Source organism: Micromonospora sp. CPCC 205546, from assembly GCF_036902715.1.
Classification (GTDB): domain Bacteria; phylum Actinomycetota; class Actinomycetes; order Mycobacteriales; family Micromonosporaceae; genus Micromonospora.
In genome coordinates this window covers 25,406-37,519 of the sequence record NZ_JBAKHL010000061.1, presented here as the reverse complement: position 1 = coordinate 37,519, position 12,114 = coordinate 25,406, and the positions used below count along the sequence as shown (strand labels likewise).

The 12,114-nt window shown below is 72.4% G+C and carries 12 protein-coding genes; 6 read left to right on the top strand and 6 right to left on the bottom strand.

Features of this window, described 5'->3' with window-relative positions:
* Window positions 1-53 precede the first annotated feature (53 nt).
* Window positions 54-407: a hypothetical protein gene (locus tag V6U77_RS23765; protein ID WP_334608847.1), complete on the top strand. Its 354-nt coding sequence runs from the start codon at window positions 54-56 to the stop codon at window positions 405-407.
* Between the two features lie 54 nt (window positions 408-461).
* On the opposite strand, the gene miaB is transcribed toward V6U77_RS23765, so the two are convergent.
* The gene (gene miaB / locus V6U77_RS23760) at window positions 462-1,988 is read right to left on the bottom strand and encodes a tRNA (N6-isopentenyl adenosine(37)-C2)-methylthiotransferase MiaB (protein WP_334608846.1); all 1,527 of its coding nucleotides are present in this window, start codon (window positions 1,986-1,988) and stop codon (window positions 462-464) included.
* Between the two features lie 51 nt (window positions 1,989-2,039).
* Between miaB and V6U77_RS23755 the strand changes: the two genes are divergently transcribed.
* The gene (locus V6U77_RS23755) at window positions 2,040-2,270 is read left to right on the top strand and encodes a DUF2277 domain-containing protein (protein WP_334608845.1); all 231 of its coding nucleotides are present in this window, start codon (window positions 2,040-2,042) and stop codon (window positions 2,268-2,270) included.
* A gap of 91 nt (window positions 2,271-2,361) precedes the next feature.
* On the opposite strand, the gene V6U77_RS23750 is transcribed toward V6U77_RS23755, so the two are convergent.
* Together V6U77_RS23750 and selD are read right to left on the bottom strand one after the other, a co-directional pair.
* Window positions 2,362-2,841, bottom strand: a complete 480-nt coding sequence (locus tag V6U77_RS23750) for a hypothetical protein (RefSeq protein WP_334608844.1) — start codon at window positions 2,839-2,841, stop codon at window positions 2,362-2,364.
* Between the two features lie 308 nt (window positions 2,842-3,149).
* Window positions 3,150-4,145, bottom strand: a complete 996-nt coding sequence (selD, locus tag V6U77_RS23745) for a selenide, water dikinase SelD (RefSeq protein ID WP_442934492.1) — start codon at window positions 4,143-4,145, stop codon at window positions 3,150-3,152.
* Window positions 4,146-4,329: 184 nt separating this feature from the next.
* Here selD and V6U77_RS23740 point away from each other — a divergent pair, with 184 nt between their 5' ends.
* Genes V6U77_RS23740 through V6U77_RS23725 form a run of 4 tightly spaced genes read left to right on the top strand, consistent with a single transcriptional unit; the run spans window position 4,330 to window position 7,735 of the window.
* Entirely contained in the window at window positions 4,330-5,085 is a 756-nt protein-coding gene (locus V6U77_RS23740; RefSeq protein ID WP_101414685.1) for an amino acid ABC transporter ATP-binding protein, read from the top strand.
* Between the two features lie 57 nt (window positions 5,086-5,142).
* Entirely contained in the window at window positions 5,143-6,021 is an 879-nt protein-coding gene (locus V6U77_RS23735) for a glutamate ABC transporter substrate-binding protein (protein ID WP_334608842.1), read from the top strand.
* A gap of 41 nt (window positions 6,022-6,062) precedes the next feature.
* Complete coding sequence (locus V6U77_RS23730) at window positions 6,063-6,770, top strand: amino acid ABC transporter permease (RefSeq protein WP_334608841.1); 708 nt, start codon at window positions 6,063-6,065, stop codon at window positions 6,768-6,770.
* On the top strand, window positions 6,767-7,735 hold the full coding sequence (locus V6U77_RS23725) for an amino acid ABC transporter permease (RefSeq protein WP_334608840.1): 969 nt from the start codon (window positions 6,767-6,769) through the stop codon (window positions 7,733-7,735). Before V6U77_RS23730 ends, V6U77_RS23725 begins: the two co-directional genes overlap by 4 nt.
* 60 nt (window positions 7,736-7,795) lie before the next feature.
* On the opposite strand, the gene rny is transcribed toward V6U77_RS23725, so the two are convergent.
* The 3 genes from rny to V6U77_RS23710 form a co-directional block, all read right to left on the bottom strand.
* Complete coding sequence (gene rny / locus V6U77_RS23720; protein ID WP_334608839.1) at window positions 7,796-9,562, bottom strand: ribonuclease Y; 1,767 nt, start codon at window positions 9,560-9,562, stop codon at window positions 7,796-7,798.
* A gap of 895 nt (window positions 9,563-10,457) precedes the next feature.
* Entirely contained in the window at window positions 10,458-11,171 is a 714-nt protein-coding gene (locus V6U77_RS23715) for a 3-keto-5-aminohexanoate cleavage protein (protein WP_334608838.1), read from the bottom strand.
* A gap of 247 nt (window positions 11,172-11,418) precedes the next feature.
* Complete coding sequence (locus V6U77_RS23710) at window positions 11,419-12,114, bottom strand: regulatory protein RecX (protein WP_334608837.1); 696 nt, start codon at window positions 12,112-12,114, stop codon at window positions 11,419-11,421.

The following is a 12,114-nucleotide window of genomic DNA, read 5'->3' as shown; positions in this document are numbered from 1 at the left end:
GTCGTTCAGTGTCGCGGTCATCACGGCACCCTCCTCACCAGGCACAACGCCCGATGGGTCAGGCCGGAAACACCGTTAGATCCACACTCCCCCGCTTCGGCAACCCCGTGCACGTGTTCAACAACTACTACGACAGCAACGGCGGCTACGGCGTGGCGTCCACCGAGAACGCCGGGGTGCTGGTCGAGGGCAACTACTTCGACAACGTCGACGACCCGTACCACCTCGGTGAGGGCGACTCCGGCCCGGGCACGCTGGTGGCCCGCAACAACCACTTCGTCAACTCCGGCAGCGGCCAGGCCGGCGGCAGCGTGCGGAGCATCCCGTACTCGTACAGCCTGGACGCCGCGAGCAGCGTGAAGTCGATCGTGACCGCCGGCGCGGGCGCGGGCCGGATCCAGGTGTGACCGGCTGAACGCACCGGCCGGGGCCCGCGCGGGCGGGCCCCGGCCGGTCGCGGGTCAGTGTGCGGCGCAGCCGGTCGTCGGCGCGGGCGCCGCGGCCGGCGCGCCGATCGTGGGCAGTCCGAGCAGGACCCCCGGCGTACGCGGGGCGCGCCCCGCCTCGGCCGCGTCGCCGGCCCGGGTGCGCCGGTGCGAGAGCAACTCCCCGTCGGCGTTGAGGTGGTGCGGGGCGGCGTAGGTGATGGTGGTGTGCACGACGTCGCCGGGGCGGATCCGCCCGGCGGGTGAGGCCGCGTCGCCGTGCCGACCGTCGGCGCCGGTGGCGAAGTGCACCAGGCGCCCGTCGCGGGCGCGGCCGGACATCCGGCCCGTGCGCTCGTCCTTGCGCCCCTCGCCGACGGCGACCAGCACCTCGACGGTCTCCCCCACCAACTTCTTGTTCTCCGCCCAGGTGATCTCCTCCACGCAGGCGATCAGCCGCTCGTAGCGCTCCTGCACGACCTGCTTGGGCAGTTGACCGTCCATCGTGGCGGCCGGCGTCCCCGGGCGCTTCGAGTACTGGAAGGTGAACGCGGAGGAGAACCGGGCCTCGCGGACCACGTCGAGGGTGCGCTCGAAGTCGGCCTCGGTCTCGCCGGGGAAGCCGACGATGATGTCGGTGGTGATCGCCGCGTCCGGCATCGCCGCCCGGACCTTTTCGATGATGCCCAGGTAGCGCTCGGCCCGGTAGGAGCGGCGCATGGCCCGCAGCACGTCGTCGGAGCCGGACTGCAGCGGCATGTGCAGGGAGTGGCAGACGTTGGGCGTCTCCGCCATCGCGGCGATCACGTCGTCGGTGAAGTCCTTCGGGTGGGGGCTGGTGAACCGCACCCGCTCCAGCCCCTCGACGTCGCCGCAGGCGCGCAGCAGCTTGCCGAAGGCGAGCCGGTCACCGAACTCGACGCCGTAGGAGTTGACGTTCTGCCCGAGCAGGGTCACCTCCAGCACGCCCTCGTCGACGAGCGCGCGGACCTCGGAGAGGATGTCGCCGGGGCGGCGGTCCTTCTCCTTGCCCCGCAGGGAGGGCACGATGCAGAACGTGCAGGTGTTGTTGCAGCCGACGGAGATCGACACCCAGCCGGCGTACGTGGACTCGCGCCGGGTGGGCAACGTCGAGGGGAAGACGTCGAGGGACTCGAGGATCTCCACCTCGGCCGCCGAGTTGTGCCGGGCCCGCTCCAGCAGCACCGGCAACGACCCGATGTTGTGCGTGCCGAACACCACGTCGACCCAGGGCGCCTTGCGGACGATCTCGCCCCGGTCCTTCTGGGCGAGGCAGCCGCCCACGGCGATCTGCATCTGCGGGTGTCTGGCCTTCACGGGGCGCAGGTGACCGAGGTTGCCGTAGAGCCGGTTGTCGGCGTTCTCCCGGACGGCGCAGGTGTTGAACACCACCACGTCCGGGTTGTCGTCGGCCTCGGCGGCGCGCACGTAGCCCGCCCCCTCCAGCAGCCCGGAGATGCGCTCGGAGTCGTGCACGTTCATCTGGCAGCCGTAGGTGCGCACCTGATAGGTGCGCGGGCTGCTCGCCGCTGCGGTAGTCATGACCCGGACAGCGTATCCGGGACCACCGACCGGACTTAACGAGGAGGAGCCGTGTGCCGGAGCATCAAGACCCTGCGTGAGCCGTACGTCGCCGAGGTGACCCCCGCCGACGTCGACGCCGCGGCGTTGCAGTACGTCCGCAAGATCTCGGGTTTCCGCAAGCCCCCCGCCCACAACGCCGCGCCCTTCGACGCGGCGGTCGCCGCCGTCGCCGCGGCCACCGCGACCCTGCTCGGCGAGCTGGAGGTGCGCGGCGGCCGCTCGGCCGGCCCGGCGAGCTGACCCGCCGGGCCGGGTGGGGCCTCACCCCCGCCGGCCCGGCTCACCGGCTGCCTCCGCCGCGCCGGCGCGGGAGCCGACAGGGGTGGTCGGGTCAGGCCGCGGCGAGCGCCGGGAGCACCGAGTCCGGCGCCCAGCGCGAGCGGTGGCACTGCGACCAGCCGCGACAGCGGGGATCGGCATCGGTGCACAGCCGCTGGTCGGTGAGCACTTCGCCGTCGTCGGTCTCCCGGACGTGGAAGTGCACCGGCCGGATCGTGCCGTCGGGCGCGACGAGCAGGTGCCGCCCCGCGTCGAGTGTGTCGTCGCGCAGCAGGCAGTTGCGCTCCAGCAGCCGCGCCAGCGCGGCGACGCTGCCGTGTTCGGAGAGCCCTTCGGGCACCCCGTAGCAGTCCACGATCGTGGCGAACTCCCCCGGCGCCTGCCAGACGTCGCAGATCACCGCGTACGTCGGCAGTCGGGCGGGGTCCGCCGCCGCCAGGGGCATCACCACCCGGCCGAGCGCCTCGGCCAGTGCCGGGTAGACCTCCACCGGCCGCACCTGCTCGATTCTCCAGTTCCACAGCTCGGTCATGCCGCCTCCTCGCTGTGCTCGTCCCACCGGCCTCCGGATCGGGCCTTACTGACGATGGTGGGGTGCATATGACCTCAGCCGGGGGCAAGTTACCGGTCTGTGACCATTCCGGGCAAAATTTCCTCGAGCGCCGTTGCTCGGAGTAGCGGAAAGGTGACAGTTTATCGGGTACGGTAGGCGCTCCCGGCGCCCCACGCCGGTCGGGGATGCCCTTCCGACCCGTGCGGCGCTCGGCCCCGGCGGGCCGCCGCCTGACGACGACGCGGGGTCGGGAACCGCAGATCCCGCGCCGCCCCGACGCGGTGCCCTCAGCGTACGAGCACGCGGTGCTCCCCGGGTGGCAGCAGCTCGCCGACCACGGTGGCGCCGGGCAGCTCGCCGGCGACCAGCAGGCCACCCGAGGTCTGCGCGTCGGCCAGCAGCAGCCGCTCCTCCTCGGCCAGCCGGCCGAAGTCGGTCCACGGCGTCACCCACTCCAGGTTGCGCCGGCTGCCGCCGCTGACGTGCCCGTCGCGTACCGCCTCCCGGGCGCCGCCCAGGTAGGGCACCCGGGCCGCGTCGATCGCCACCGTCAGCCGGCTCGCCCGGGCCAGCTTGGACGCGTGCCCGAGCAGGCCGAAGCCGGTCACGTCGGTGCCGCAGCGGACACCCGCCGCCACCGCGGCCCGCGCCGCGTCCCGGTTGAGGGTGGTCATCGCGGCGACCGCCTCGGGAAAGCTCTCGCCCGTGGCCTTGTGCCGGGTGTTGAGCACCCCCACGCCGAGCGGCTTGGTCAGCGACAGCGGCAGGCCGGCCCGGCCCGCGTCCAGGGTGATCAGCTCCTCGGGCCGGACCACACCCGTGACGGCCAGGCCGTACTTGGGGCCCTCGTCGTCGACGCTGTGGCCCCCGGCGAGGTGGCAGCCGGCGTCGCGGGCCACGTCCTGCCCGCCGCGCAGCACCTCCCGGGCCAGCTCCAGCGGCAGCACGTCGCGCGGCCAGCAGAGCAGGTTGAGCGCGACGAGGGGGGTGCCGCCCATGGCGTACACGTCGGAGAGGGCGTTGGTCGCGGCGATGCGCCCCCAGTCGTACGCGTCGTCGACGACGGGGGTGAAGAAGTCGGCGGTGGTGACGAGGCCGGTGCGCTCGTCGAGCCGGACCACCGCGGCGTCGTCACCGTGGTCGAGCCCGACGAGCAGCTCGGCGGTGCCGGTGGCCGGGCCGAGCCCGGCGACCATGGTCTCCAGCTCCCCCGGGGGGATCTTGCACGCGCAGCCGCCACCCCGGGCGTACCGGGTCAGTCGTACCGGTTCGGTCATCCCCACATGATCTCCGGACCCCCCTCCCCCCGCCATACCGGGCGGACCGCGACGCGGTCAGAATCGGACTCTTGACCCCCATCCGAACTGGTGTTATCGCTCCGTGACCAACTGAGTTGCGTCCCGCCACATCCCCCCGCCTACAGTTGCCCAACCGGGGGTCAACCGACCCCGCGCGACGACAGGGACGGTGAACGACGTGACGACGGGCGAACCGCTCATCGTGCTGGACTCGGTCAACAAGTGGTTCGGGCCGCTGCACGTGCTGGACGACGTCTCACTGTCGGTCGGGCGCGGCGAGGTGGTCGTCGTGATCGGCCCGTCGGGCTCCGGCAAGTCGACGCTGTGCCGCGCCATCAACCGCCTCGAACCGATCAGTTCCGGCACGATCACCTTCGACGGGCAGCCGCTGCCGGCCGAGGGCAAGGCGCTGGCGAAGCTGCGCAGCGAGGTCGGCATGGTGTTCCAGTCGTTCAACCTCTTCGCGCACAAGACGATCCTCGAGAACGTCACCCTCGGCCCGGTCAAGGTCCGCAAGGAGAAGCCGGCGGCGGCGCGCGAGCGCGGCCTGGCCCTGCTGGACCGGGTGGGCATCGCCAACCAGGCCGACAAGTTCCCGGCCCAGCTCTCCGGCGGCCAGCAGCAGCGGGTGGCGATCGCCCGGGCGCTGGCCATGCAGCCCAAGGCGATGCTCTTCGACGAGCCGACCAGCGCGCTGGACCCGGAGATGGTCGGCGAGGTGCTGGACGTGATGACGTCCCTGGCCAGCGAGGGCATGACCATGGTCGTGGTGACCCACGAGATGGGCTTCGCCCGGCACGCGGCGAACCGCGTCATCTTCATGGCCGACGGCCAGCTGGTCGAGGACGCGCCGCCGGCCGAGTTCTTCGCCAACCCGCGCAGCGAACGGGCCAGGGACTTCCTCTCCAAGATCCTCACGCACTAGGCGTCCGTACCTGGAGCGCGCCGTCCCCCGGCGGTTCCGTCCACAAAGGAGATCAACATGCGTATCACGCGCGTAGCGGCGCTCGCAGCGGCCGCCACCCTGGCGCTCGGCATGACCGCCTGCGGTGGCGACGACGCCGACGAGGGCACCGGCGCCGGCAGCAAGTCCTTCGCCGCCGGCAGCACGATGGAGCGCCTCAACAAGGCCCAGGCCATCAAGATCGGCACGAAGTTCGACCAGCCCGGCTTCGGCCAGAAGGGCCTGTCCGGCAACCCGGAGGGCTTCGACGTCGAGGTCGCGAAGATCATCGTCAAGGAGCTGGGCATCCCCGAGGACAAGATCGAGTGGGTCGAGGCCCCCTCGAAGGTCCGCGAGGACGTGATCGTGAACGGCACCGTCGACCTGGTCGCCGCCACCTACACGATCAACGACAAGCGCAAGGAGCGCATCGCGTTCGCCGGTCCGTACTACGAGGCCGGCCAGAACATCATGGTCAAGAAGGACGACGCCGCCATCACCGGGCCGGACTCCTTCAAGGACGGCACCAAGAAGGTCTGCTCGGTCACCGGCTCCACGCCGGCGGAGGAGATCAAGAAGTACGTCAAGGACGTCGGCACCCAGCTGGTGCTCTTCGACACCTACGACAAGTGCCGCGACGCCCTCAAGGGCGGCCAGGTCGACGCCGTCACCACGGACAACGTGATCCTGCTCGGCTACATCGCCAAGGACGAGGCGTCGTTCAAGCTGGCCGGCGACAACTTCACCAAGGAGCCGTACGGCCTCGGGGTGAAGAAGGAGGACACCGACTTCCGCAACTTCGTCAACGACACGCTGGAGAAGGCGTTCGCCGACGGCAGCTGGAAGAAGGCCTGGGACGACACCGCCGGCAAGTTCGGTGCCGAGCTCGGCGCCGCGCCGACCGTCAACCGCTACTGAGCTGATCCGTTGATCTGGAGGGTGGGGAGGAAGACCGGCCCGTGAGTGTGCTCATCGACAAGTTCGACGTCTTCGCGGGTGGTTTCTGGCTCACCCTCCAGATCTGCGTACTCGCCGCGGTCGGCGCCCTGGTCCTGGGCGCCGTCCTGGCGGTGCTGCGGATCTCCCCGGTGCCGCCGCTGCGGGCGGTCGGCACCGGCTACGTCAACGTCTTCCGCAACATGCCGCTGACCGTGGTGATGTTCTTCGCCGCGTTCGGCCTGCCGGCGCTCGGCTCCAACGCGGACTTCCTGCGGGTTCCCGGCCTCGACGCGGTGTTCAGCCGGCTCGACACCGACCTGCCGTACTTCCGGTTCGCGCTGATCGCGCTGACGCTCTACACGGCGGCGTTCGTCTGCGAGGCGCTGCGCTCCGGCGTGAACGCCGTGCCCGCCGGCCAGGCGGAGGCCGCCCGGTCGCTGGGCCTGACCTTCGGGCAGAACCTGCGTTACGTGGTGCTGCCGCAGTCCTGGAAGGCCTCCGTGGTGCCGCTCGGCTCGGTGATCATCGCGATGATCAAGAACTCGGCCCTGGTCGGCTTCTTCGGCGTGGTCGGCGACCTCTCGCAGACCGCCGACCAGCTGACCTCGGCCGAGGGCTACGCCTTCGTCCCCGTCGCCATCGGCATCTCGATCGGATATCTGATCATGACCGTCCCCCTCGGCGCGCTCCTCGACCGGATCGAGAAGCGGCAGGCGGTGGCCCGATGAGCCAGCAGAGCGTCCTCTACGACGTCCCCGGCCCCCGGCAGCGCCGGCTCACGCTGATCGGCAGCGCGGTGGCGACGGTGCTGCTGCTCGTCGCCGCCTACTTCCTGGTCTACCGTCCGCTGGACGACAAGGGCCAGTTCTCGATGGAGCTGTGGGGGCCGCTGATCGACCCCTCCAACGAGAACTTCTCGCTGGTATGGGACCGGATCGGCCTCGGCTTCAAGAACACCCTGACCGCCGCCGCGCTGGCGATCGTCTCCTCGCTGGTGGTCGGCACCCTGCTCGCGGTGCTGCGGATCCAGCTCAAGAGCCTCACCCGGCGCCGCTTCACCGGGCTCGCCACGCCGCTGGCGTACCTGCTGCGCGGGCTGAGCACGCTGCTGTCGGCGGTCACCCGGGTCTGCGTCGAGGTGTTCCGGGGCCTGCCCGTGGTCATCACGATCTTCTTCGTGGCCCGCGGCTTCCCCGAGTTCGGCGTCTCGTTCGACACGCTCTGGTACCTGGTCATCGGCCTGACCATCTACAACTCCGTGGTGATCGCCGAGATCCTCCGCTCCGGCATGGAGGGCCTGCCCGGCGGGCAGGCCGAGGCGGCCGCCGCGATCGGGCTCTCCCCGGCGCAGACCACCCGGATGATCCTGCTGCCGCAGGCGTTCCGGATCATGCTGCCGGCGCTGATCAGCCAGCTCGTCGTGGTGCTCAAGGACACCTCGCTGGGCTTCATCATCAGCTACGAGGAGACCCTGAACATCGGCAAGCAGATCATCGGCGTACTGGACAACCCGATCCAGGTCTACGTCGTGATCGCGGCGCTGTTCATCCTGGTGAACTACTCGCTGTCGAAGCTGGCCCAGTACGTGCAGTACCGGCTCTCCCGGGGCCGCAAGACCGCCGGCACCCCGGCCCAGAACCCGCCCCCGGCCGCGCTCGCCGCACAGTCGGAGAGCAACGGCCAGGGCCTCTGAACCTGGCGTACGACGAAAAGGCCGGCCCGATGATCGGGCCGGCCTTTCGTGTCGACGCCGTCAGCGGGCGATCTCGGTGACCCGGGACTCGCGGACCACGGTCACCCGGATCTGCCCCGGGTAGGTCAGCTCCTCCTCGATCTGCTTGGCCACGTCCCGCGCCAGCACGGCGGCGCCGATGTCGTCCACGTCGTCCGGCTTGACCATCACCCGGATCTCCCGGCCCGCCTGCATGGCGAAGACCTTCTCCACGCCCAGCTTGCCGGCCGCGATCTCCTCGATCCGCTCCAGCCGCTTGACGTACGCCTCCAGGCTCTCCCGCCGGGCCCCCGGCCGCCCTCCGGAGCAGGCGTCGGAGGCCTGGGTGAGGACCGCCTCGACGGTCTGCGGCGGCACCTCGTTGTGGTGCGCCTCAATGGCGTGCACGACGTCCTCGCTCTCGCCGTACTTGCGGGCGAGGTCGGCGCCGATGATGGCGTGGCTGCCCTCCACCTCGTGGGTGAGCGCCTTGCCGATGTCGTGCAGGAACGCCGAGCGCTTGATGAGCGGCACGTCCAGCCGCAGCTCGGCGGCCATGATGCCGGCGATGTGCGCGGTCTCCACCAGGTGCTTGAGCACGTTCTGCCCGTACGACGTCCGGTAGCGCAGACGGCCGAGCAGGGTGACCATCTCCGGATGGATCTCGGTGATGCCGACCTCGACCAGGGCGTCCTCGGCGGCCCGCTGGCAGAGCTCCTCCACCTCGTGCCGGGCCAGGTCGTAGATCTCCTCGATGCGGTGCGGGTGGATCCGCCCGTCCAGGATCAGCTTCTCCAGCGTCAGGCGGCCGACCTCGCGGCGCACCGGGTCGAAGCAGGAGAGCAGCACCGCCTCGGGGGTGTCGTCGATGATCAGGTTGACGCCGGTGACCGACTCGAAGGCGCGGATGTTGCGGCCCTCCCGGCCGATGATCCGCCCCTTCATCTCGTCGCCGGGCAGGTGCAGGACGCTGACCACGCTCTCCGCGGTCTGCTCGCTGGCGACCCGCTGGATGGCGTCGACGACGATGTGCCGGGCGCGCTGCTCGGCGGTGCCGCGCGCGTCGGCCTCGATGTCCCGCACCAGCAGCGCGGCCTCGCGCTTGGCCTGGACCTCGATCGCCTCGATCAGCTCGGCCCGGGCGGCGTCGGCGGTGAGGCCGGCGACGCGCTCCAGCTCGCGGCGCCGCTGCTCCTCGGCCTCTGCGAGCTCGGTCTCCCGCTGGGCGAGCGCGGCCTCACGGCTGGACAGGGCCGCGCTGGCGGCGGTGAGCTGCCGCTCCCGCTCGGCGAGGCGCTCCACCTCCTCGGTGTGCAGCCGCTCGCGCTCGTCCATCCGGGCCGCCCGCCGCTCCACCTCGGCGGCCTGCTCCCGGGTGGTGGCGGCGAGCACCGCGACCTCCCGCTCGCCACTGCGCCGGGCGGAGGCCCGCAGCTGCTCCGCGTCGGCCTCGGCCTGCTTGTGTGCCCGTTCCAGGACGGTGTCGGCCTCCGCCCGGGCGTCGTCGAGCACCCGGCGGGCCTCCGCCCGGGCCGCCTTCGCCTCGGCCTTCGCGGCGGCGGCCTCGGCGCGGGCCGCCGCGGCGGCCGACTTCGCCACGTCGATCGTGCTGTTGGCCTCGTCGGCGGCGGTACGCAGAGCCGCGAGCGACTGTTCCTGCCGGTCCTTCTCGGCGATGAAGGCAGGATCCTCGGGCGCCGGCGCCGCGCTGAACCGTCGCAGCGCCCGTACGCCGAGCACCACCGCCCCGAGCACGACCACGGTCAGGATCAGCACCACGGCGAGGATCAGGCCGTCGAACCCGCTCATGCCGGCGCCCCGTCCCGCGACGCGGCTGCGGCGCGGACGCCGCGAGGCGGCTCGGGAGTCCGTGGCGCGCGGGCTGCCCCGACGAGCACGGGCTCCCGCCCGACGATCGGCCCGCTCATGTCGGCACCCCGGTGCAACTGCGCCGCCTCGCCATGGCCGCCTCCCCTGAACGTCGGGACCGCAGCGACCGTGCCGATGGGCACGCACCCTGCGGCTGTGGACGCCCGACCGGAGCGACTGGCCGTGGGGTAGCTCCCGTCGGCGGTGCCCGGGTGGGGCATCGCCGACGGCCGGGTGCAGTTGTCGCGCCAGCGCCGGACCGGCCAGTCCGGGCTGTCGCCGATGACCGATCGGGTCGGCCAAAGTGATGCTGTTCCGTTACGCGATCTATGTTGTGCGCTTAGCCTGCGCTTGGTCGGGCAATGTGAGCCTGTATGGCGAGGCTAGGTCTCCCGGGGGGCTCCGGTCAAGAACTCATGATCAAACCCCCCGAACGGAGAGAAGTTGCCGCGTCACGCAACGCTGATGCACGCCCGGACACGGGCGGACAAAACGGCAACGGATCGGACCGCGTGGCACATCGGCCCTGCTCAGCCGGGCCGCGCGCACGCGCTCGCCGAGGTGCCACCCGACAGCCCCGCGCGTACCCACCGGCGTACGACCGGCCGGCTGTGACGCAACCGTCTGCGCCGCGGCGCTCGCCGGACCCACGAGCAGCCCGCGGGACCCGCAGCACTCCCTGATCGTTTGTCATCGAGCCGGCCGTTCACGGTGCCTGAAGCCGGGCCCTCGTCAAACGATCGAGCGGCGCACGGGGCCCGCGAGCCGTGGCGCGGCAGCGGCGGGGCACCAGGGTGGCGCGGCAGCGGCGGGGCTGGTTCCGGGATCGGGCGGGTCAGTGGGCGCCCACCGCCAGCGCCGCCGCCACCAGTGCGGGGTTGTCGGGCGCGGGCGAGCCGTCGGGCAGCGACAGCGTGTCCTCCAACCCGATGCGGCTGTGCAGGCCCCGGCGTACCGCCTCGGTGAGCACCGGCCAGGTCGCCGGCCCTTCGGCGTGCAGCAGGACCGGCGGGCCCCCGGCCGCGGGGAGTGGCAGCGCCGCCAGCATCGCGGCGGCGTCCGTCAACGCCACCGCCGGATCCTCCGCCATGCACTCGACCAGGATCCGCCCGGCGGGCACCCGCCACCGCGCGTAGGCCCCGACCGCGTCGACCGTCCAGAGCCCCGCCTCGACCATGACGCCGCGCTCGTGCAGGGCCGCCGCCACCGCCTGCGCGCCCGGCTCGTGAGCGTTGACCGAGGCGAAGTCGGGCAGCACGGTCCAGGCCCGGACGGCGGCCACCCGGGCGGCCGGCTGCGGCTCGATCCAGGCCCCGGTGCTCACCCCGATCGGCAGCCCTGGCCGGGCGGCCCGGATCGCGTCCAGCGCGGCGGCGACCGCCGACGGGTGCAGGGACTCCCGGCCGGCGGCGTCTCGCGGATGCACGTGCACCGCGCCGACGCCGAGCCCCGCGCAGCGGGCCGCGTCGGCCGCCAACTCGATCGCGGTGACCGGCACCGCCGGATGCTCGTCACGCCCTCGGGCCCCGTTGAGACACGCCTTCAGCATCGAGGTCTTCCTCCGCCCACCGGCGGGCTCAGCCGCCCCGTCGCGAGACGCATCCAGTCCCGCCGCCGAGTTCAGGCCCCGTCGCGAGACGCATCCAGTCCCGCCGCCGAGTTCAGGCCCCGTCGTGAGACGCATCCAGTCCCGCCGCCGAGTTCAGGCCCCGTCGTGAGACGCATCCAGTCCGGCCCGGCTCAGAGGCCCGTCGCGCCAGGCGTTGAGCAGCGGGCCCTCCCCCCGCCCACCGCGTTCACCCGAGGGCGCGGGTGTCCCGGTCGAGCTCGCCCTCGGCGTCGGCGAGCGCGTCGGCGTCGATCTGCTCGGCGAACTCGGCCGCCTCGGCACTCTGCGCGGCGAGCGCGTCCTTCACCGCCCGGATCGCCACGCCCGGTGGGTAGCCCTTGCGGGCCAGCATGGCCACCAGCCGCCGGAAGACCGCGTCCGGCTCGCCCCGGGCGGTGCGCAGCTTCCGCTCGACCAGGGAGCGGGCGGTCTCGGCCTCGGTCTCCTCGTCGAGCTCGCCGAGCGCCTCGCTCGCGACCTCGCCGTCCACCCCGCGCTGGCGCAGCTCGTTGGCCAGCGCCCGGCGGGCCAGGCCCCGGCCCGAGTGCCGGCTGGCCACCCAGGCGCGGGCGAACGCGGCGTCGTCGATGATGCCGACCTCGTCGTAGCGGTCGAGCACCTCCGCCGAGACCTCGTCGGAGACGCCCCGCTTCGCGAGTGCCCCGGCCAGCTCGGCCCGGGTGCGGGGGCGGACCGCGAGCTGACGCAGGCAGATCTCCCGCGCCAGCTCGGCCTCGTCTCGCGGCGGGGCCGGAGGCGTCTCGGGCTCGGTGCCGTCGGTCCGGCCGCTCCGGGCCCGACGGGGTCTGGGCGCGTTGTCGTCACCCGCGCGGGCAGGGCTGGCATCCCAGCCCCGCCCGGTGCGGGCGCGTCGTCCTGCCAC